Genomic DNA, 19,312 nt, shown 5'->3' on the forward strand with positions numbered 1-19,312 from the left:
GATCACTGCTATGCCGGGCAGCCCGTAAGGAAGAGAACCCATGCCAGATAGTGCCCCGCAACAACTGCTCCATCTCGTCATCGGTGGTGAGCTGCTCGATCTCGAGCACAACACCTTCAAGAACCTGGACGATGTCGAGGTCGTCGGCCTGTATCCGAACTATGCGACGGCCCACGCCGCCTGGCGGGCCAAGGCGCAGAGCACGGTCGACAACGCGCAGATGCGCTATTTCATCGTCCATCTCCACCGGCTGCTCGACCCGAATCAAGAATCGAAGGCGCGTTGAAAAAACTGCTTCGCAATACGCTGCGAAGCAGCTGGTTTCAGCGTGCCGTCGGGGTCCTGGCGGCCGAATATCTGCGTCTGGTCTGGCGGACCAACAGGTTCACGTTCGATCCGCCCGAGGTCTATGACATTGTCGAGCCGCAGATCCCGGCGATCTTCGCCTTCTGGCACGGCCAGCATTTCCTCACCCCCTTCATCAAGAACAAGGACTCCTACCGGGCCAAGGTCCTGATCTCGCGGCATCGCGACGGCGAGTTCAATGCCATCGCGGTGGAACGGCTCGGCATCGGCCTTATCCGCGGTTCCGGCGACCATGGCAGCGCCTTCCACCGTAAAGGTGGGGTCGGCGCCTTCAAGGAGATGGTGCGAACGCTCCAGGACGGCTGTAATGTCGCGCTGACCGCCGATGTCCCGAAGCGCGCGCGCGTGGCCGGGCTCGGCATTATCATGCTGGCACGGGAATCGGGGCGGCCGATCATGCCTTTCGCAATGGCGACCAGCCGCTTCATCCGGCTCAAGAACTGGGACCGCACCACCATCAATTTGCCATTCGGGCGAGGCGCATTGGTCGGTATCAAGGAAATCAGCGTGCCTCCGGATGCCGACGCCGCCACCATGGAAGCGCTGCGGCAAGAGCTGGAAGACACGCTGAATGAGGCGACCCGCCGCGCCTATGCGCAGCTCGGCCGCCCGGGACCCGCAGATGGCTAATGCGCTGCCAATGACGCTGCGGATGTATCAGCGCCTGGCCTCAGGCCTGGTGCCGCTCGCGCCTGCGCTGATCAAGCGGCGGCTGAAGCAGGGCAAGGAAGATCCCGCACGCGTCGGCGAACGGCGCGGCCTCAGCCAGGACGTGCGGCCGCATGGGCCGCTGGTCTGGATCCACGGCGCCAGCGTCGGCGAGGTGCTGGCCGCGGCCGCGCTGATCGAGCGCTTGCGCGATCTGAATCTGCGCATCCTGCTCACCTCGGGCACCGTCACCTCGGCCGCCGTCGTCGCAAAACGTTTTCCGCCCGACGTCATCCATCAATACGTGCCGTATGATTCCCCACGCTATGTCGCGCGCTTCCTCGATCACTGGAAGCCGTCGCTGGCGCTGTTCATCGAATCCGATTTGTGGCCGAACCTGATCCTGGCCGGTGCTGCGCGCCGCGTGCCGATGGTGCTGATCAACGGACGGATGTCGCCGCGCTCCTTCCCGCGCTGGCGGCGGATGTACGGCACCATCTCGGCGCTGCTGTCGCGGTTCGACATTTGCCTCGCGCAGTCGAAGACCGATGCCGAACGCTTCTCGGCGCTCGGCGGCCGCGACGTCGTCACCACAGGCAATCTCAAGCTCGACGTGCCGGCGCCGCCCGCCGATCCCGCCAGGCTCGAACGGCTGATGGCGATGACGCGGGGCCGGCCCATCATCGTCGCGGCCTCGACCCATCCTGGCGAGGACGAGATGCTGGTCGCGGCGCATCGCAGCCTCGTCGGCTTCTTCCCCCAGCTTCTCACGGTGATCGTGCCGCGGCATCCGGATCGCGGCTCGTCGATCGCAGGCCTGATCACGGCCTCGGGCCTGAAGCCGGCCTTGCGCTCGCGCGACGAGCAGCTCTCGGCCGCGACCGACGTCTATGTCGCCGACACCATGGGCGAGCTCGGCCTGTTCTATCGCCTCTCGCCGATCGTGTTCATGGGCGGATCGCTGATCCGCCATGGCGGGCAGAATCCGATCGAGGCGATCAAGCTCGGTGCTGCCATCATCCATGGTCCGAACGTCTTCAACTTCGCCGATGTCTATGCCGCGCTCGATCACAGCGGCGGCGCGCGCCAGGCCGAGACGCAGGAGATCCTGGTCAAGCAGCTCGGCCAGCTGCTCGCCGATCCCGCCGTGCGCGACAAGATGCAGCGGGCAGGCCACGGCGTGGTCGAGCAGCTCGGCGGCGCGCTGGAGCGCACCATGACTGCGCTCGAGCCGTATCTGATGCAGTTGCGGATCGAGATGGGAGCCGCCAATGCGTGAGCCGGCCTTCTGGTACCGGCCACGTTCCTTCAAGTCGCACGCATTACGGCCGCTGGGCGCGTTGTATGGCGCGATCGCCGCACAGCGCCTGCTGCGCCAGGGCGTCGATGCCGGCATCCCCGTGCTCTGCGTCGGCAACTACCACGTCGGCGGTGCCGGCAAGACGCCGACCGTGCTCGCGCTGACCAAGCTGTTGCGTGAGCTCGGCGAGACCCCGGTGGTGCTCAGCCGCGGCTATGGCGGGCGCTTGCAGGGCCCGGTGATGGTCGATCGCGAGCGCCACACCGCAGCCGATGTCGGCGACGAGCCGCTGATGATGGCGCGCGACGTGCCGGTTGCGGTCGCGCGCGATCGGCTCGAAGGTGTGGCGCTGGCCAAGTCGCAAGGCGCGACATTGATCCTGATGGATGACGGCTTCCAGAACCCGCGCATCATGAAGGACGCCTCGCTGATCGTGATCGACAGCGCGCGGGGCCTCGGCAACGGCAAGGTGTTCCCGGCCGGCCCCCTGCGCGCGCCGCTGAAGGCACAGCTCGCGCGCACCGATGCGCTGGTGCTGATCGGCGACGGCCATGCCGCCGACGATGTCGCGGCAGCGATTTCCGCGCGCGACAAGCCGGTGCTGCGCGCGCGCTTGAGGCCGGATGCCGCCGCGGTCGCGCAGTTGTTCGGCAAGCCGGTGCTCGCGTTTGCCGGCATCGGCGATCCCAAGCGCTTCTTCCGCACGTTGCGCGCCAGCGGCATCGAGGTCGCGCACACGCGCCCCTTTGCCGATCATCACATGTTCTCGCAGGCCGAGATCGCCGCACTTGTCGCGGACGCACAGCGCGAGCAACTGACGCTGGTGACGACGGAAAAGGATCTCGCGCGCCTGCGCGGCAGCAAGGGCGTGCCTGACGACATCGTGCCGTTCGCGGTCCAGCTCGAATTCGACGACCCCGCGACGCTCCGCCGCCTGATCAGCGATCACCTCTACAAGGCGCGCGAGAAACGCTTCAGCACGCGATAATCTCGTAGGGTGGGCAAAGCGAAGCGTGCCCACCATCAATGCTGCCCGAATCGAAAGTTGAAATGGTGGGCACGCTGCGCTTTGCCCACCCTACGCATCCTTCATTCACGCGGCATTCATCGCAAGACGCCTATCGATCTCAAACGATCAGGAGAATTCGATGAAACTGCCGTCTGCGGCCGTTGCCGCCAGCCTTGTGTGTCTGATCATTGCGCCGGTGTTTGCACAAACGTCGCCTCCAGCCGCGCCCGCAAATCCAACGGGCACGGTACCGGTTCCCGCCACCAAGCGCGTCACGTGCCTGGCGACGACGGCAAGCCTTAAGGGGCAGGACAAGCGCGACCAGATGCAGCTCTGCATGGCGCAGGGCCGGCTCGATTGCTTGAGGCAGGCGATTGATCAGAAGGTCGTCGGCGAGCCCAGGAAGACTCTCATCAAGAGCTGTGTGGGCGGGGATGAACCCGAGCAACAATAGGCGCGCGGCCTTACGACTGCGGCTTCGGCGCGCCGGGGAAATGCCGCTGCAGCACGGCGGTGGGCGTGGCGTAGGCCTCTTGCAGGTCCACGCTCCAGTATTTCAGCTCGTCGAGCGGGATCCGCGTGTCTGATATCGCGCAGCGCACGAAGGTCCCCGGTGAGATCACGCGGAAATCGCCGTCGAGATATTGCACCTGCGCTTCGCCGTTGCCCGAGGGCCCGAACTTGTTCAGCACGGTCGATCGTCTCCGTGGAAAGCCTCTCCGTGGAAAACCCTGGAGGGCATGATGTGGTGAATTCGATCTACCATAAATAGGATGCCTTGTCCGCCCGTCAAACCCACCGATTTGTGATGTTTTACCGCTGTTTTCGCATGATAGTGCTGCGGCGAAGGATCGTCCGATGCGCCTTCGACTGACCGCTTTGTTCCTGACGCTCCTGATGTCGGCCGCGCGCGCGGCCTCGGTGCCTGCGCCGCAGCAGGTCGACATTCCCCTGGCGGCCGGAATCCTGCATGCGCAGCTCTACAAGCCGGAAGGCGAAGGACCGTTTCCGACTGTGGTTGCGCTGCATGGTTGCGGTGGGCTCGGCGGCCATGCCGATCCGGTGCTGTCGCGCTATAGCGACTGGGCCGAAGATCTGCTGAAGGCGGGCAACGCTGTGCTGCTGCCCGACAGCTACGGCTCGCGCGAGCTCGGCTCGCAATGCCGCGTCAAGGAAGGGCATGTCAAGGCGCGACGCGAGCGTGTCGCCGACGTCGTGGCAGCGCGCGCCTGGCTGATGAAGCAGTCCTGGGTCGCGCGCGACCGCGTCAGCCTGATGGGCTGGGCCAATGGTGCAAGCGCGCTGCTCTGGGCGGTGCGCCCGCAGAATGCCGCGCGCGATGGAGCTCCGGATTTTCGCGCGGCCATTGCCTTCTATCCGGACTGCCGCATTTCCGCCGGCCTCGGCTGGAGCGCGCGGGTGCCGACGCTGGTGCTGATCGGCGGCAAGGACGACGTCTCGTCGCCGCCGGCTTGCCGCCAGATGGTGGACGGCGCGCTCGGCCGCAGCGCGCTCACGCGCATCGTGGTCTATCCCGGCGCCTATCATGATTTCGACCGTGCCAACACGCCGCTGCACGCCGCTGCCGGCAGCAGCGATGCCGCCGCACCCGAGCACGGCCATCTCGGCACCGATGCGGACGCGCGCGCGGATTCGCAGAAGCAGGTCGCGGAGTGGTTGGCGCGGTAGTTGTCGTCTCGTAGCCCGGATGGAGCGAAGCGCAATCCGGGGTCGTGCCGCGTGTTGCGACGTCCCGGATTACGCTGCGCTCCATCCGGGCTACGGATTCCAAAGCGGGGCCGCCCGAGGAACAATGTGAGGCGGACAGCCCCGCATCGACCACCGCCCTGCACGGACAATGATGGCCGACCGGGAATCTACGGATCGCGCCTCAACCGGGTTTCAGCAAGCGTCGGCGCCATAGTTCGACCATGATGTCGATTAAACGCATCTGACATGCGCAATCGCTTCGCCCTCTTCTCCGCCGCACTGATCGTCTTCACCGTCACGATCTTCCTGTTCGAAGCCCAAGCCGGCGCGCCACAGCCCGCGCCGGACCATTGCGGCTTCTGGACCACGATGGATGCGGGCTTGTCCTGCCAGTAACAGTCTTGTAGCCCGGATGAGCGAAGCGATATCCGGGACAACTGTTCCCGCATATCGCTGCGCTCATGCGGGCTACGCGCGGAAAGCGCAACTGCGTGCATCCACATAACCGGTGTCATCGCCCGGCTTGACCGGGCGATCCAGTACGCCGAGACATCCGTGGTTCCACCGAGAAGCCGCGGCGTACTGGATTCCCCGCCTGCGCGGGGAATGACAGCGAGGGTGGCGCAACGCGTCGGCCTCTAAAATAAACTGCCCTGATCCACCGGCTTGGCCACGCGCTTCGGTGCGGGCTTGCTATCCTGCGCGGCTGACTTTGGTTGCGACGGCGCGCGCTTGGCGGTCGGCTCGGGCCGATCCGCATCCGCCGTTGCGCCGATGCGGCCGTCGGCGAACTCGATCGCGATCCGCGCGTTCGGCCCAACGCTGTCCGCCGAATGCAGGGGGTGGCCGGCCTCGTCGCGCACCAGCGCAAAACCACGCGCAAGCACGCCGCGATAGGACAGAGCTGAAAGCAGCTTGCCGCTGGCCTCGACGCGGGCGTCAAGCCGTTGCATCAGCGTCGCCAGCGCGCGTTGCGCGCGGTCGGCAAGACGATGCGTGCGCTCGCGCTGGCGGGCAATCGCGTTGCGCTGCGCTTGTGCATTGGAGAGTTTTGAGGCCCGTAAGCGAACTTCGAGTCCGGCAAAACGGTCGCGCCGCTGCCGCAACAGCGAGCGCGCGGACAGGCCGAGCCGCTCACCGCACACAGTGAGCCGGTGATCAGCCTGCGAAATCTGCCCGTGCAGCACGCGCAGCGTCAGCTTGGCGCCGGCGGCCGTAAACCTGCGGAAATGCGCATGCGTGTTGGCCTTGAGGCCGCGGGGCAGGGACGCGCCGGCCGTATCCAGCCGCTGTCGCGGGATCGCCAGGAGATCGCCTGCGGCCGGCAGCGCGCGCGCGGCGGCGCGCAGCTCGTTGCGACGGCTTTCGTGGGCACGCTGCCAATAGGCGCGGTTGCGGCGGCCGAGATCGGCGACCTCGACAAACAGATCGCTGCGCACCGGCACCGCCATCTCGGCCGCCGCCGTCGGCGTCGGCGCGCGCTTGTCGGCGACGAAATCGATCAGCGTGATATCGGTCTCGTGCCCCACCGCCGAGATCAGCGGGATCATGCTCTCGGCCGCGGCGCGGACCACGATCTCCTCGTTGAACGACCAGAGATCCTCCAGCGAGCCGCCGCCACGCGCCACGATCAGCACGTCGGGGCGCGGAATCTTGCCACCCTCGGGCAGCGCGTTGAAGCCGCGGATCGCGGCTGCGACCTGCTCGGCCGAGCCTTCGCCCTGCACCTTGACCGGCCACACCAGCACGTGGCGGGGAAAGCGGTCCTCCAGCCGATGCAGGATGTCGCGGATCACGGCGCCGGTTGGCGAGGTCACCACGCCGATCACCTCGGGCAGCCAGGGCAGCAGCTGCTTGCGCGCCTCGTCGAACAGGCCCTCGGCGGCGAACTTTTTCTTGCGCTCCTCCATCAGCGCCATCAGGGCGCCGATGCCGGCCGGCTCCAGCGCCTCGATCACGATCTGGTACTTCGAGGAGCCCGGATACGTCGTGAGCTTGCCGGTGGCGATGACCTCGAGCCCTTCCTGCGGCTTGAAGCGCATCCGCCCGTGCACGCCCTTCCAGATCACCGCCTCAATCTTGGCGCTCTCGTCCTTGAGCGCGAAATAGCAGTGACCGGAGGAATGGGCGCCGCGGAACCCGGAAATCTCGCCGCGGACCCGGACGTGGCCATAGGTGTCCTCCACGGTCCGCTTCAGGGACTGCGAGAGCTCGGAAACGGTGAATTCGGGCGTATTGGGCAGAGGTTCCGCAGGCGGCATCGGCACACGATTCGGCATTTTGGGGTCGGCCCCAACGTTAAGGATTTTCGCCGCGCGGCGCCAATCCGGGGATTGATCCAGAGAGTACTCTGTATTATAGAGTTCTCTATTGATCCTGGGTTTGATGGAGTTGGGCCATGGCGATGCAGTTGCTGCGAGGTGCTCTGAGCTTGCTGAAATGGGGTCTGTGCGCGGTCGGCGCTGTGGCGCTGCTGCTGACTGCCCTGGTCGCGACGCCGCTGGAGCGGCCCGCAGAGCTGCGTTCGGTCTCGGACTCCGCCAAGGGTATCGACTGGTCGACTATGCCGGCGCTGGAACGCTTTCAGGCCCGCGATGGCACCTGGCTCGGCTTCCGGCACTACGCGCCGAAGGGGGCGGACACTGGTCGCGGTGCGATCTTCATTCATGGCTCTTCCGGCTCCTCAGGCACGGTCAATCACGCGCTGACTGCGGCCCTCGCTGCGCACGGCGTCGAGACCTGGGCGCTCGACACGCGTGGCCACGGTGCCTCGGGCACGCGCGGCGATATCGGCTATGTTGGTCAGCTCGAGGACGATTTGGTCGACTTCGTCGCCCATGTCCGCAAGAGCGCGCCGGATCTGCCGCTCACCTTGATCGGCCATTCCGCCGGAGCCGGCTTCTCGCTGCGCGTCGCCGCCACGCCGATCATGCAGGATCTGTTCGTGCGCACCGTGCTGGTCGCGCCCTATCTCGGCTATGACGCGCCGACCAACAAGCCGCATTCCGGCGGCTGGGCCAATGCCGACATTCCGCGCTTCCTTGGTCTCGCCGCACTCCGCAAGCTCGGCATCGACTGCTGCGCGCAGCTTCCGGTGCTGGCCTTCGCGGTGCCGCCGAACTCGGAACGGATTCTGGTGCCGACCTATTCCGACCGCCTGATGCGTAACTTCGCCACGCGCGGCTATCGCCTCGATCTCGCCTCGGTGACGCATCCGCTCACGATCTTCGGCGGTGCCGAGGACGAGATGATGATCTCGGACAAATATGCCGAGACCGTGCAGGCGATCAAACCCTCCGTCGACGTCAAGGTCATCGACGGCGTCAACCACATGGGCATGGTCACCAACCCGAAGGCGGTCAATGCGATCGCCGAGGACGTGGCAACGCGTGGAAGCGGGCAGTCATGATCGACAGCAAGGAGGCGTCCGCGGCGCTGGCCGATATCGACGACATCGTCCAGCGCGTGCGGCAGTCGCGCATCTACGATCTCGCCAGCCAGATGATGATCATGTGGGGCGTGCTGGTGTTCGCCGCCAACATCGCGACCTGGCTCTGGCCCCGTGAAGCCTATTACTACTGGCTCGCGGTCTACGTCCTTGGCATCGCCGGCTCGTTCGCGATCAGCTCGGCGAACCAGGCCTCGACCGGCGTTCGCAGCTTCGACATGCGGATGCTGTTCGCCTTCCTGATGTTCGTCGCCTTCGGCTTCCTCTGCGCGCACGTCCTCGGCCATTTTACGCCGCGCCAGCAGGGCGCGTTCTGGACCATCTATTTCATGCTGTTCTATGCGCTGGCAGGTCTGTGGTTCGGCACTGCCTTCGTCGTCATCTCGCTTGCGATCACCGCGCTGACGCTGATCGGCTATTTCTTCGTCACCGGCGACACCTTCCTGCCCTGGATGGCGGTCGTCAACGGCGGCGGACTGATCGTCGGCGGCCTCTGGATGCGGCGGAGCTAGAAATGGCCGAGCTCGACGACATCATCCACCAGCCGCTGCGGCTGAAGATCATGGCGGCGCTGAACGCGCTGCCGGGGGCCGCTGGTCTGGATTTTTCCAGGCTGAAGAAGCTGACCGGCGCGACCGACGGCAATCTCGGCGCGCATATCGAGACGCTGGCCAAGGCGGGCTATGTCTCAGTGGACAAGGCCTTCGTCGGCAAGAAGCCGCAGACCACGGTCACCGCCACGGCTGCCGGCCGCGGCGCGTTTGCGCGGCATGTGGCGACGTTGCAGGAGATCATCGCGGGGAAACAGGTTTAGGCCATCGGCAAGACCGGTATAGTTACGTAGGTCCCACGAACCAATGACATTGGCATTGAAGAGATTAGCGAGTTTGTGTTCGCGTTAGGCTCTTTGTAGCAGGAGTTTTTATTTTGCCACACGTCTCACGGCAGCGCCATGCGAATGATGCGCTGTAAGGCATCCTGCGATTCGAGAACTTAGCCTAATGCACGCTATTGCCGTCGAACCGTGCATGTGGCTGAGCCTTCACCGGGAAGGAAGAGAATGAGTGACGACGTATCAGACGACGCGTTGCTGTTGCTGGTGGTCAAAGCGGATGAAAGCCTATTCGCCGCGGGAGAAGATATAAGGCAGCGTCAATTCAACGTGCCGAGGGTTGTGATGCAACAACTCGGATACGTGAGCTACGGCTTATTTGGAGCCTATACACCGCCGATACTGAACCGCATCAGGGCGCAATTCGCACGGCTCTACGATGCACATGATCTAGTCGTGGGCGGCCATATTGGCGTGTTCATGTTCCGGGACATTTTCGCGCGCGTGGGAATTCCGCATATCTACGGGCAGACAGCAATAACGCCTATGGAGCATGTCGAGCTTACTGACATTCAGAAACGTATTTTGGTCAGCGAGCCGGACTCCTTCGACGCGTATCACGACCAATTTTCTGACCTGTTCGATTTAGAGTACGGCGTTCGCGAACTCCGCGCGCCATACGCGCAGATGGAGTTAGTGGAGAGGTTTCTCAACCTGTCCCGCTTGCATCTCCATGGCGCTGCCGCAATTCTCACAGGCGGATACGATTTCAGAGGAGCCGTACAAAGCGGACTACTTGCCACAGAACTCGCGTTGAAGGCTTTGGCCGCCGCCAATGGGTTGGGAGAAGAAGATATCAGGGATAAATATGGACACCACATGGACCGCCTCATCAACGACCTGGAACCAAAGTGGCCGACGTTCGATGCTGCACGAGCGCGGAGAGTTACGGAGGCGCAACCACGCTATGTTCGTAACCGCTATGCCAAGGATCAGCCCAAGCGCGTGGAAGTTGGTCATACGGTCATGGGAGCACAATACCTGGCCGGAGAAGTCACGCGTCAATTATCTGATCGAGATTTCAAGCGGGGCGCAGGACAGCCGTGGCCACGAAAATATCCTGAATAGCGCGATGAAGTTTCGCGGCACTTGACGGCTAGATTGTGTGCGAACGTTTCAATGCTGCGCTTCGTGAGATCGGTAGAGGCAGCAGAATTTGAAGTAGAACGCGCGCAAGCTGCAAGCAGCTAGGCTGCGAGCAACGGTACGGTCGCAGCCTAGAAGCGGCAAGCGGCTGCGTGTTTCTCTTCTCTAGGCGCTCGTGCGCTCTTTAATGAGGCCGTTTAACAGATCGTCTGGCGCATATTTTTTGAGCCCCTCGATCACGGCCGACTCTGAAACAAGGAGGTAACGGCCTCTGACCATCAGCCCATTGTATGCGGCCTCGAGATCAAGAATTTCACCTCCGCACATGGGAGCGATCTTGGAAGCTTCACCCTTCGTCATGTATTGCTTGCGAAGTACCTGATCCCTCGCTTCGTTCAAGGTGCAAAGGACGACCTTCTCAAGGGCGAGTCGCTCCTCACATGCTTTCGTGATGCGCTTTATCCATTGTCGCATCTCGATCAATTTCTGTCGTGTCGTTCCCCACTCTTCGGCCAGCTCAACGAGCTCCTGCCCCTGTGGACTGAGCTTGTGGTCGTATTTTGCCACGTGGTTATAGTCATCAAAGATTATGTGCGCGCCGTCCTGCACGCGGCGCTCGGTAATATCGGCAAGATAGCTCACTAGGCTCATGTCCGATCCTCCTAAGGAGCGTCAGGCATTCTAGCGCTAGAGGTACGGTGAATTTTCAGCAATTCAATGGCGAGTAGCTTTCCTATGACGACATTTGGCTTAGCGCGAGCCACCTACCGCGTGCCGCGTCTATTGACATAGAGCCAAACGCCAAGCCCAACAACGACGGCCGCAAAGGCCCAGCCATTGTTGACGGCTGCCAGCAAGGGAAGAAACTCAGTCGGTTTCATATATGCCTCCAGTGTTTGGCGTGAGGCTCCCCTGGTAATCACACCAGGGACCGCCGCAATCGCACCGCGCGGCCGGATTGGCGGCCTCGGACGCGTCAACCGCTCCCCGAAATTGAAAAGCGCAGCAACGCACCGTTGCAGTGGCAGCAAAGTGGCGCGGTCGGCTGGCTATGTCGGCCAGAAATGGGCGAGAACGGTCGAAAACCGGGTTTCCAACCGATTGAGCGCCGGAGTCGACACTAGATCTCGGGCTTTGCGAAAACGGCGTGCCAGAGCTTGCTGGCTCGAGGTTTGAGGGTGCTCGCGGCATCGCTATGGCCGTGATCGCTGCACCATTGCTGCATCGCTTTTTGAATGTCAGCCTGCCGTTTCGGGATCAATTCGCCCACAAACACCTGCCGGCACATCTCTACCCAGAGATCGTCCCAGAACTCCGCCGATGGGCGGCCGCCTTTTTGGATTTGTGCCGAACTGGCGCCGGCTTGGATCGGCGCCGCCGGCACCAGGGTTTCAATGTCGTCACGGTGGAACATGACCCCAAAGGCCCCCAAACGGACCTCGTGATCCAACCAGGTTTCAAAGTCCCCTGTCACCCAATTGCTTTTGAGAGCAGCCTCGCCCTCTGCCCACCAAAAGCCCTTTGGGATCACCGCATCTGTCCGCCATGGCTTGTCCGATATCGTAAACTGCTTACAGCGCGCGCGGATCAATCCGGCGTGAAGCCGTTTACACAGGGTTGTTGGCAGCGAGAAACCGAGTGATGGGCGAAGCAACGATGAGACGGTGCTTGCCGAGAGCCATTGTTCCGGGGCATCATTAAGCTTCGGCAACTCGGACGAGAGCTTGTCGGCTTCTTCAATTGTGCTGCTGAAGTGCGAGCCTTGCCGACCACCCCTGCTCAAAGCCATTCGTCACACCTTGCAAAGCCAAACGTGAGAATTCTGCAACTTGATATTGAGGTTGCACGGGGGCAACCGCTCCCTTCTGTTGCTGTCGAAAGTTCACCGTAAGTCTGTTGCTCAGAACGGAATGTCATCATCATCGTCAGCCGGCTTCTTTAAAGGCGCTACCCTCTTCTTATCTTTCGTTGGTTGAGGTCGAGGTTTTGTGCGTTCCACTAATGAACTTAGCTCATCGAGAATAATGGTGCGGCTTCTGCTCTCGCCTAGCTTATGAGCGTGGGCCTCGATTTCTCGCAGCTTGGTATGTAAAAAATCTCGAGTAATGAAGCCGCCATCATCTTCCTCAACGATCTCTTTCAAGGCTGTCATTATCGTCGCAGTAATTGTTCGTTCATAAGGGTGCGGTGGAGTCGAGGGCGGAGCCTTATCTTTTTCAGATGCTCTGATCAAAAGCAGAATTTCTTCGATCAACTCTCGGTCTGATCGAATTTTCTTCGTGTCTTTCTTTGCCGTGTGACCCTCAAGAATGTTTCTTATGGAAGATTCTAAGTCAGGCCACCACTTCTCGAATACAGTGTCCGCAACAGCATCGTCGAGTTTGTTCTCGGCAGCCAGCAAGTTGATTGTGTTAAACAGCTTCCGGATGTCCGCCTTTACAAATCGCGTGACTTGAAATTGCGCCAGTGGACCTTGAAGGTCAGTTGGCTCAATATTGAATATGATCGGGCAGACGCGGCTATTTTCGATGGTCGAGGAGATCGCACCCGCCTCAAACATGATCCAACTGCTGCTAAGATTTTCGCGGGTCAGAACGATTACGCACACCGCTGATGCGGAAAGTTCTTTAAAAATTTCGGAGGCCCATTTTGCACCTTTGTCTATGTCGTTGGGCGTGAAATACGGTTTGACATGCTGAAGCGTGCTCGGAAGCCAACCTCTAATAGCTTCGCCGAGTTGTCGGCTTAGTTCTCCTGACCAGCTAATAAATACTCGCATGCCGCCTACCTCGGATTAACCGTCGCGAATCACGAACCCAGATGATTGCACAATGCAGAGTAGCAATACGAGGGTGGGATCCGTGTGCCGGTTATTCACAGGGCCACAACTGAGGCCCCTGCTAAAGGATGCCGGATGCACCCGATTTCTCGGCCGTCTTAATAGATGCGGAAGTCATCCGGGCCTGTCAGGCGAGGATGTGCATCCTTCATTCTAGACGGACCAGACGGCCGGCGCAGCTTCGCTTGTAGGCTGGTCCAAAGTCGCCGCAGCTGGACAGAGGTCCGCGTACCGGGAATGACAGGGGAGTTCGGGCTATCCCCCTTGAGACCCGCGCCGATTCGTGCGACCTCCGCCCCAATCAAACCCCTCATTTCGAGCCCTCGATGCACATTCTCCTCCTCGGTTCCGGCGGCCGCGAACATGCCCTCGCGTGGAAAATCGCAGCCTCTCCCCTGGTGACGAAATTGTGGTGCGCGCCGGGCAATGTTGGCATCGCGCGAGAGGCCGAATGCGTGGCGCTCGATGTCGCCGACCATGCCGCGGTGATCGCCTTCTGCAAGACCAACGCGGTCGAGCTGGTCGTGGTCGGCCCGGAGACGCCGCTGGCGGCCGGTATCGTTGATGATCTCACCGCCGCGGGCATCAAGGCGTTCGGGCCGAACAAGATCCCCGCCCAGCTCGAAAGCTCCAAGGGTTTTACCAAGGCGCTGTGCACTGAATTCGGCATTCCGACCGGCGCCTACAAGCGCTTCACCAACGCCAATGACGCACGGGCTTACGTCCAGAGCCAGGGCGCGCCGATCGTCGTGAAGGCCGACGGCCTCGCCGCCGGCAAGGGCGTCGTCGTCGCCAAGACCGTGCGCGAGGCCGAGGATGCCATCGCCATGATGTTCGAGGGCGCCTTTGGCGAGGCCGGCACTGAAGTCGTCATCGAGGAATTTCTGCCGGGCCGCGAGATCAGTTTCTTCGCGCTGTGCGACGGCGAGACCGCTATACCGCTCGCCTCCGCGCAGGACCACAAGCGCGTGTTCGACCATGACGTCGGCCCGAACACCGGCGGCATGGGCGCCTATTCGCCGACGCCTTTGGTGACGCCGGCGATCCACGACGCGATCATGGCGAAGATCATCCAGCCGACGGTGGCCGGCATGAAGCAGCGCGGCACGCCGTTCCGCGGCATCCTCTACGCCGGCATCATGCTGACCACGCAGGGCCCGAAGCTGTTCGAGTTCAACGTCCGCTTCGGCGATCCCGAGTGCCAGGTGCTGATGCTGCGCATGATGTCGGACATCGTGCCGGCGTTCCTCGCCTCCTGCGACGGGCAATTGAAGAACTTCGATCTGCGCTGGTATCCGGAATCCGCACTCACGGTGGTGATGGCGGCGAAGGGCTATCCCGGCGACTACCAGAAGGGCACGCGCATCGAGGGGCTCGATGACGCCGCTGGGGTCGAGACCGTCGAGGTCTTCCACGCCGGCACGATAGCGAAGGATGGCGCGATCCTCGCCAATGGCGGCCGCGTGCTCAATGTCTGCGCGCTGGGGGCGACCGTGACCGAGGCGCAGGCGCGCGCCTACCAGGCCGTCGACCGCATCAACTGGCCGGACGGCTTCTGCCGTCGCGACATCGGCTGGCAGGCGGTGGAAGCCGAGAAGGCCAAGAGCTGACAGCGGTTTTTGCGCTGCGCGCGCAATGCCGTCGCGCGTCATCGCTCCGCCACACCGACATTCCAAAATTGCGCAATCGGCCGTTGGGGTTAGCGCCCCTTGCCGGGACCGCCGTGCTACTGTGCATGGGGTTGTTTTCGACGTTTTTGTTCGGAGCTGATGGAACCCAATGTCCGATCTCGCCGACCTCTATCCCGGCTTCGCCTCCGAATGGATCAACACCTCGTTCGGCCGCATCTTCGCGCGTGTCGGCGGCAAGGGGCCGCCGTTGCTGCTGCTGCACGGCTTCTCCGAGACGCATGTGATGTGGCATCGCGTGGCGCCGCAGCTCGCCGACAAGTTCACGCTGATCATCGCCGACCTGCCGGGCTATGGCTGGTCCGACATGCCCGACAGCGACGCGCTGCATATCCCCTACAGCAAGCGCGCGATGGCGAAGGCCATGGTGGAAGCGATGGAGCAACTCGGTCACGTGCACTTCGCGCTCGCCGGCCACGACCGCGGCGGCCGCGTCTCCTATCGGCTCGCGCTCGATCATCCCGGCCGGCTGTCGCGGCTCGCCGTGCTCGATATCCTGCCGACCTATAATTACTGGGAGCGGATGAACCGCGCTTACGCGCTGAAGATCTATCATTGGACTTTTCTCGCCCAACCCGCGCCACTGCCGGAGACGCTGATCTCGGGCCAAGGCGAATTCTTCCTGCGCTTCAAGATGGCGAGCCAGACCAAGTCGAAGACGCTGGACGCCATCGACAAGCGCGCGCTCGAGCACTACATCGCCCCGTTCCGCGATCCCGCCCGCGTGCATGCGATGTGCGAAGACTACCGCGCCGGCGCCTATTTCGATTACGACCTCGACAAGGCCGATTTCGAGGCCGGCAAGAAGATCACCATTCCGATGCTGGCGCTGTGGGGTGGCGTCGGCATTGCCCAGGCCGCCGCGACGCCGCTCGACATCTGGAAGCAATGGGCCACGAATGTCGAGGGACAGCCGGTCGATTCCGGCCACTTCCTCACCGAGGAGAATCCGGACGTTACCGCGAAGGCGCTGCGCGCGTTCTTCTCGGAAGGTTAACGCCGCTCCCGAAAGAAGTCCTTGAGCAGCCGTGCCGCCTCGCTTTCGCCGACGCCGGAATAGACGTCCGGGACGTGATGGCAGGTCGGCGAGGTGAAGAACCGCACGCCGGACTCCACGGCGCCGCCCTTGGGGTCGGCGGCGCCGTAATAGAGCCGCCTGACCCTTGCAAAGGAGATCGCGCCCGCACACATGGTGCAGGGCTCCAGCGTCACGTAGAGGTCGCAGTCGACCAAGCGCTCGCTGCCGATTTTCCTGGCCGCCTCGCGCAGCGCAATGATCTCGGCATGGGCCGTGGGGTCGTAATCGGTCAGCGTCCGGTTGGCGGCGGTGGCGATCACTTCGTAATTGCGGACCACCACGCATCCGATCGGAACTTCGCCCGCCTTTCCGGCATTTTCGGCCGTTTTGAGCGCCAAATCCATGAAAGAGGGGGCTTTCAAGCCTCGTATCATCGCCAGAAACCTGCTAGTAGCTGCGCCTTCAGCAGAAGTGCTTACCGAATTTGCCTGAGCATGCGGCTCGAAACGAGCGCGCACAATGCTTTCTGGCCACCCCCTGAGTGAGATTATTCATGCCTCGCGATAGCGACAAAGACAACGATTCCCGCGGCCGGCGAGGCCCGACCAAAGGACGCCCGGCCGGAGGCCCGCCGAAGGGCCGATCCGGCAAGGCGCGCGGCCCCGAGAAGAAGTTCGCCAAGCGCGGCCCCGACAGCAAGGGCGACGCCCGCCCGCCCCGTGGCGACCGCGACAGCCGTCCGTTCCGCCCTCGCGCAGAGGGCGATGCCCCGCGCCGCGACTTCAGCGACCGTCCGAAATTCAAGCGCGACGACCGTGGTGGCGAGGAGCGCGGCGAGCGCAGCGTCAAGCCGCGCGGCGACCGCCCGTCTTCCGATCGTTCGTCCCGTGATGGCGAGAAGCGCCCGTTCAAGCCGCGTGGCGACCGTCCGTCCTATGCGCGTGACGACCGCCCGCCGCCGCGCTGGGATCGCGACGACTCCCGTCCGGCTGGTCGCTTCGGCGACAAGAAGTTTGGCGACAAGCGGCCCTACGCGCCGCGTGGCGACCGCCCGGAACGCAAGTTTGACGGCGAACGGAAATTCTCGCGCGGCGCACCGGACCGCAACGACCGTCCGCGCGATCGTAGCGAGCGTAGCGATTCCAAGCCGTGGCAGAAGCGCGACGCAGGTCCACGTGGCGATCGTCCGCCGCGCAAGGATTTCAGCAAGGGCCCGCGCAAGGATTTCGGCGGCCCGGATCGCAGCGGAGACAAGCCCTGGCAGAAGCGCGAGGGCGGCAGCGGCGATGACCGTCCGCGTTTCTCGCGTTCGCGCGACGATCGTCCGTCGGGCGATCGTCCGTTCCGCGAGCGCCCCAAATTCGATCGGCCCAAGTTCGACCGTCCGCGCGAGGATCGTCCCAAATTCGACCGCCCCCGTCGTGACGGCGATGGCGAGCGTGGTGGGCGCGGTGGCGACCGCCCGAAATTCGACCGTCCGCGCGAGCGCCCCGAAGGCCGCTCCGACTGGCACGAGCATCCGCGCAACGAAGGGCGTTTCGGTGATCGCCCGCGCCGTGAAAACGAGGATGAGAGCAGGATCTTCGAGAAGCGTCCGGCCTTTGGTGGCCGCGGCGCCTATCGCGAGCGCGATCGTGATTTCGACCGCCGGCCGCGGCGTGAAGAGGAGCCGAAGCCGAAGAAGGCCGGCGAGCGCATCGCCAAGGTGTTGGCGCGGGTGGGGCTTGCCTCGCGCAGGGATGCCGAGGAGATGGTCACGCAGGGCCGCGTCAGCGTTAACGGCCGCGTCATTAATTCGCCGGCGCTCGACATCACCAAGAACGATGTCGTCACTGTCGACGGCAAGCCGTTGCCGGAGCGCGAGCGCACGCGGCTGTTCCTCTACCACAAGCAGCGCGGGTTGATGACGACGCATGACGACCCCGAGGGCCGTCCGACCGTGTTCGACAATCTGCCCGAAGGCCTGCCGCGGCTGATCTCGATCGGCCGGCTCGACTTCAACACCGAAGGCCTGTTGCTGCTCACCAATGATGGCGGGCTCGCGCGTACGCTTGAGCTGCCCGATACCGGCTGGCTGCGCCGCTACCGCGTCCGCGCCCATGGCGAGGTCACGCAGGCCCAGCTCGACCAGCTCAAGAACGGCATCGAGGTCGAGGGCGTCAAATACGGCCCGATCGATGCGACGCTGGAGCGCGACCAGGGTGCCAATGTCTGGCTGGTGTTCGCGATCCGCGAAGGCAAGAACCGCGAGGTGCGCAACGTCTGCGCCCATCTCGGGCTCGAGGTGAATCGGCTGATCCGCGTGTCCTACGGCCCGTTCCAGCTCGGCGAGGTCCCCGAAGGCCAGGTCGAGGAGATCAAGTCGCGCGTGCTGCGCGATCAGCTCGGCGACAAGATCATCGAGAAGTCGGGCGCGCAGTTCGACGTGCCGCAGAAATCATCGTCAGGCGACGACGATAGCGCACCGCGCGAGAAGAAGCCTGCCACCAAGCGCGACGTGATCAACGATCGCAAGGGTCGCCGCGTGCTGGTGCAGCGCACCGGCAGCGATGAAGCCCGCGAGCGCAACGAGGCCGAGGTCAACGGCTACGGGCCGCCGCGGCGTCCCAAGCGCGGCTATCACGGCAAGCGCGATTTGACGCCGAAGGAGGACTAGGGTTGCGCGTCGTCGGCGGTCGTTTGAAGGGGCGTAATCTCGCCTCACCGTCCTCGCGTGACATCCGCCCCACCGCGGATCGCCTGCGCGAGTCCGTGTTCAACATCCTCGTGCACGCCTATGACGATCCGATTCAGGACGCGCGCGTGCTCGATCTCTTCGCCGGCACCGGCGCGCTCGGCATCGAGGCGGCCTCGCGCGGTGCGAAGTTCACGCTGTTCGTCGACAATGGCGCCGAGGCGCGTGCGCTGTTGCGCAACAATGTCGAGGCGCTGGGCTTGGGCGGCACGACCAAGGTCTACCGCCGCGACGCGACCGATCTTGGACCTGCCCATCCGGTCGAGCCGTTCTCGCTGGTGTTTCTCGATCCGCCCTACAGCAACGGTTTTGCGGAGAAGGCGCTCGCGAGCCTGCGTGATGGCGGCTGGCTCACATCGGGCGCGCTGCTCGTGGTGGAGGAGGCGAAGGCTGCGCAATTCGTTGCGCCGGAGGGCTTCGAGGAATTGGAGCGGCGCGCCTATGACGACACGGAGTTCGTGTTTTTGAAGAGGCCGTAGCCTCGCTGCCGTAGGGTGGGCAAAGCGAAGCGTGCCCACCACTTCTGTCGCAATCATGGAAAGATGGTGGGCACGTCGCTTCGCGCCTTTGTCCA

At 63.4% G+C, this 19,312-nt stretch carries 21 protein-coding genes; 15 read left to right on the forward strand and 6 right to left on the reverse strand.

The features are described from left to right. Positions 1-40 precede the first annotated feature (40 nt). From UB31_RS15080 to UB31_RS15100, 5 genes are all read left to right on the forward strand, one after another. Entirely contained in the window at positions 41-286 is a 246-nt protein-coding gene (locus tag UB31_RS15080; RefSeq protein WP_045011381.1) for a DUF4170 domain-containing protein, read from the forward strand. Then, entirely contained in the window at positions 283-996 is a 714-nt protein-coding gene (locus UB31_RS15085) for a lysophospholipid acyltransferase family protein (protein ID WP_045003857.1), read from the forward strand. The genes UB31_RS15080 and UB31_RS15085 overlap by 4 nt, the downstream gene beginning before the upstream one ends. Then, positions 959-2,293, forward strand: a complete 1,335-nt coding sequence (locus UB31_RS15090; protein ID WP_045011382.1) for a 3-deoxy-D-manno-octulosonic acid transferase — start codon at positions 959-961, stop codon at positions 2,291-2,293. Before UB31_RS15085 ends, UB31_RS15090 begins: the two co-directional genes overlap by 38 nt. Next, the gene (lpxK, locus tag UB31_RS15095; protein ID WP_045011383.1) at positions 2,286-3,302 is read left to right on the forward strand and encodes a tetraacyldisaccharide 4'-kinase; all 1,017 of its coding nucleotides are present in this window, start codon (positions 2,286-2,288) and stop codon (positions 3,300-3,302) included. The genes UB31_RS15090 and lpxK overlap by 8 nt, the downstream gene beginning before the upstream one ends. Positions 3,303-3,462: 160 nt before the next feature. Beyond that, entirely contained in the window at positions 3,463-3,777 is a 315-nt protein-coding gene (locus UB31_RS15100) for a hypothetical protein (RefSeq protein ID WP_045011384.1), read from the forward strand. A 10-nt stretch (positions 3,778-3,787) separates the two neighbouring features. On the opposite strand, the gene UB31_RS15105 is transcribed toward UB31_RS15100, so the two are convergent. Continuing rightward, entirely contained in the window at positions 3,788-4,015 is a 228-nt protein-coding gene (locus UB31_RS15105) for a DUF2093 domain-containing protein (protein ID WP_045011385.1), read from the reverse strand. A 166-nt stretch (positions 4,016-4,181) separates the two neighbouring features. On the opposite strand from UB31_RS15105, the gene UB31_RS15110 reads away from it, so the two are divergent. Continuing rightward, the gene (locus tag UB31_RS15110) at positions 4,182-5,012 is read left to right on the forward strand and encodes a dienelactone hydrolase family protein (RefSeq protein ID WP_045011386.1); all 831 of its coding nucleotides are present in this window, start codon (positions 4,182-4,184) and stop codon (positions 5,010-5,012) included. A 267-nt stretch (positions 5,013-5,279) separates the two neighbouring features. Beyond that, positions 5,280-5,429 carry a hypothetical protein gene (locus UB31_RS42175; RefSeq protein ID WP_197087274.1) on the forward strand — a complete coding sequence of 50 codons (150 nt, stop codon included), beginning with the start codon at positions 5,280-5,282 and terminating at the stop codon, positions 5,427-5,429. Between the two features lie 242 nt (positions 5,430-5,671). Here UB31_RS42175 and xseA read toward each other — a convergent pair whose 3' ends face one another. Then, entirely contained in the window at positions 5,672-7,294 is a 1,623-nt protein-coding gene (xseA, locus tag UB31_RS15115) for an exodeoxyribonuclease VII large subunit (protein ID WP_045011443.1), read from the reverse strand. Between the two features lie 137 nt (positions 7,295-7,431). Here xseA and UB31_RS15120 point away from each other — a divergent pair, with 137 nt between their 5' ends. The 4 genes from UB31_RS15120 (at position 7,432) to UB31_RS15135 (ending at position 10,441) form a co-directional block, all read left to right on the forward strand. Then, positions 7,432-8,442 carry an alpha/beta hydrolase gene (locus tag UB31_RS15120; RefSeq protein ID WP_045011387.1) on the forward strand — a complete coding sequence of 337 codons (1,011 nt, stop codon included), beginning with the start codon at positions 7,432-7,434 and terminating at the stop codon, positions 8,440-8,442. Beyond that, entirely contained in the window at positions 8,439-8,993 is a 555-nt protein-coding gene (locus tag UB31_RS15125; RefSeq protein ID WP_045011388.1) for a hypothetical protein, read from the forward strand. Before UB31_RS15120 ends, UB31_RS15125 begins: the two co-directional genes overlap by 4 nt. 2 nt (positions 8,994-8,995) lie before the next feature. Further along, positions 8,996-9,295, forward strand: a complete 300-nt coding sequence (locus UB31_RS15130) for a winged helix-turn-helix domain-containing protein (RefSeq protein ID WP_045011389.1) — start codon at positions 8,996-8,998, stop codon at positions 9,293-9,295. 246 nt (positions 9,296-9,541) lie between these two features. Beyond that, a complete protein-coding gene (locus tag UB31_RS15135) occupies positions 9,542-10,441 on the forward strand; it encodes a hypothetical protein (RefSeq protein ID WP_045011390.1) in 900 nt (299 codons plus the stop codon). Between the two features lie 183 nt (positions 10,442-10,624). Here the strand turns inward: UB31_RS15135 and UB31_RS15140 are convergent, their stop codons facing one another. The 3 genes from UB31_RS15140 to UB31_RS39895 all read right to left on the reverse strand — a co-directional run bounded on the left by UB31_RS15140 (position 10,625) and on the right by UB31_RS39895 (position 13,238). Then, complete coding sequence (locus UB31_RS15140; protein ID WP_045011391.1) at positions 10,625-11,110, reverse strand: hypothetical protein; 486 nt, start codon at positions 11,108-11,110, stop codon at positions 10,625-10,627. A 469-nt stretch (positions 11,111-11,579) separates the two neighbouring features. Next, on the reverse strand, positions 11,580-12,248 hold the full coding sequence (locus UB31_RS15145; protein WP_045011392.1) for a hypothetical protein: 669 nt from the start codon (positions 12,246-12,248) through the stop codon (positions 11,580-11,582). A 111-nt stretch (positions 12,249-12,359) separates the two neighbouring features. After that, positions 12,360-13,238, reverse strand: coding sequence for a TIR domain-containing protein (locus UB31_RS39895; RefSeq protein ID WP_082078527.1), 879 nt, complete (start codon positions 13,236-13,238; stop codon positions 12,360-12,362). Between the two features lie 386 nt (positions 13,239-13,624). Here UB31_RS39895 and purD point away from each other — a divergent pair, with 386 nt between their 5' ends. Both purD and UB31_RS15160 read left to right on the forward strand, forming a co-directional pair. Beyond that, complete coding sequence (gene purD, locus UB31_RS15155; protein WP_045011393.1) at positions 13,625-14,908, forward strand: phosphoribosylamine--glycine ligase; 1,284 nt, start codon at positions 13,625-13,627, stop codon at positions 14,906-14,908. 169 nt (positions 14,909-15,077) lie between these two features. Continuing rightward, entirely contained in the window at positions 15,078-15,983 is a 906-nt protein-coding gene (locus UB31_RS15160) for an alpha/beta fold hydrolase (protein ID WP_045011394.1), read from the forward strand. Here UB31_RS15160 and UB31_RS15165 read toward each other — a convergent pair. Continuing rightward, positions 15,980-16,438, reverse strand: coding sequence for a nucleoside deaminase (locus UB31_RS15165; RefSeq protein WP_045003837.1), 459 nt, complete (start codon positions 16,436-16,438; stop codon positions 15,980-15,982). The two genes, UB31_RS15160 and UB31_RS15165, sit on opposite strands and share 4 nt — an antisense overlap. Positions 16,439-16,557: 119 nt before the next feature. Here UB31_RS15165 and UB31_RS15170 point away from each other — a divergent pair, with 119 nt between their 5' ends. Together UB31_RS15170 and rsmD are read left to right on the forward strand one after the other, a co-directional pair. Next, positions 16,558-18,660 (forward strand): pseudouridine synthase, encoded by a 2,103-nt coding sequence (locus UB31_RS15170; RefSeq protein ID WP_045011395.1) that lies wholly within the window; start codon positions 16,558-16,560, stop codon positions 18,658-18,660. A 2-nt stretch (positions 18,661-18,662) separates the two neighbouring features. Continuing rightward, positions 18,663-19,217: a 16S rRNA (guanine(966)-N(2))-methyltransferase RsmD gene (gene rsmD / locus UB31_RS15175; RefSeq protein ID WP_045003835.1), complete on the forward strand. Its 555-nt coding sequence runs from the start codon at positions 18,663-18,665 to the stop codon at positions 19,215-19,217. The last annotated feature ends 95 nt before the right edge of the window (positions 19,218-19,312 follow it).

It is taken from the genome of Bradyrhizobium sp. LTSP849 (genome assembly GCF_000938255.1).
Classification (GTDB): Bacteria; Pseudomonadota; Alphaproteobacteria; order Rhizobiales; family Xanthobacteraceae; genus Bradyrhizobium.

Coding starts and splice junctions, on each gene's coding strand:
- UB31_RS15140 (WP_045011391.1), bottom strand. CDS start 11,110: ATGAGCCTAGTGAGCTATCTTGCCGATATTACCGAGCGCCGCGTGCAG.
- UB31_RS15145 (WP_045011392.1), bottom strand. CDS start 12,248: ATGGCTTTGAGCAGGGGTGGTCGGCAAGGCTCGCACTTCAGCAGCACA.
- UB31_RS39895 (WP_082078527.1), bottom strand. CDS start 13,238: ATGCGAGTATTTATTAGCTGGTCAGGAGAACTAAGCCGACAACTCGGC.
- UB31_RS15080 (WP_045011381.1), top strand. CDS start 41: ATGCCAGATAGTGCCCCGCAACAACTGCTCCATCTCGTCATCGGTGGT.
- UB31_RS15090 (WP_045011382.1), top strand. CDS start 959: ATGCGCAGCTCGGCCGCCCGGGACCCGCAGATGGCTAATGCGCTGCCA.
- UB31_RS15125 (WP_045011388.1), top strand. CDS start 8,439: ATGATCGACAGCAAGGAGGCGTCCGCGGCGCTGGCCGATATCGACGAC.
- UB31_RS15135 (WP_045011390.1), top strand. CDS start 9,542: ATGAGTGACGACGTATCAGACGACGCGTTGCTGTTGCTGGTGGTCAAA.
- UB31_RS15120 (WP_045011387.1), top strand. CDS start 7,432: ATGGCGATGCAGTTGCTGCGAGGTGCTCTGAGCTTGCTGAAATGGGGT.
- UB31_RS42175 (WP_197087274.1), top strand. CDS start 5,280: ATGCGCAATCGCTTCGCCCTCTTCTCCGCCGCACTGATCGTCTTCACC.
- UB31_RS15110 (WP_045011386.1), top strand. CDS start 4,182: ATGCGCCTTCGACTGACCGCTTTGTTCCTGACGCTCCTGATGTCGGCC.
- UB31_RS15100 (WP_045011384.1), top strand. CDS start 3,463: ATGAAACTGCCGTCTGCGGCCGTTGCCGCCAGCCTTGTGTGTCTGATC.
- xseA (WP_045011443.1), bottom strand. CDS start 7,294: ATGCCGCCTGCGGAACCTCTGCCCAATACGCCCGAATTCACCGTTTCC.
- UB31_RS15165 (WP_045003837.1), bottom strand. CDS start 16,438: ATGATACGAGGCTTGAAAGCCCCCTCTTTCATGGATTTGGCGCTCAAA.
- UB31_RS15170 (WP_045011395.1), top strand. CDS start 16,558: ATGCCTCGCGATAGCGACAAAGACAACGATTCCCGCGGCCGGCGAGGC.
- purD (WP_045011393.1), top strand. CDS start 13,625: ATGCACATTCTCCTCCTCGGTTCCGGCGGCCGCGAACATGCCCTCGCG.
- lpxK (WP_045011383.1), top strand. CDS start 2,286: ATGCGTGAGCCGGCCTTCTGGTACCGGCCACGTTCCTTCAAGTCGCAC.
- UB31_RS15130 (WP_045011389.1), top strand. CDS start 8,996: ATGGCCGAGCTCGACGACATCATCCACCAGCCGCTGCGGCTGAAGATC.
- UB31_RS15160 (WP_045011394.1), top strand. CDS start 15,078: ATGTCCGATCTCGCCGACCTCTATCCCGGCTTCGCCTCCGAATGGATC.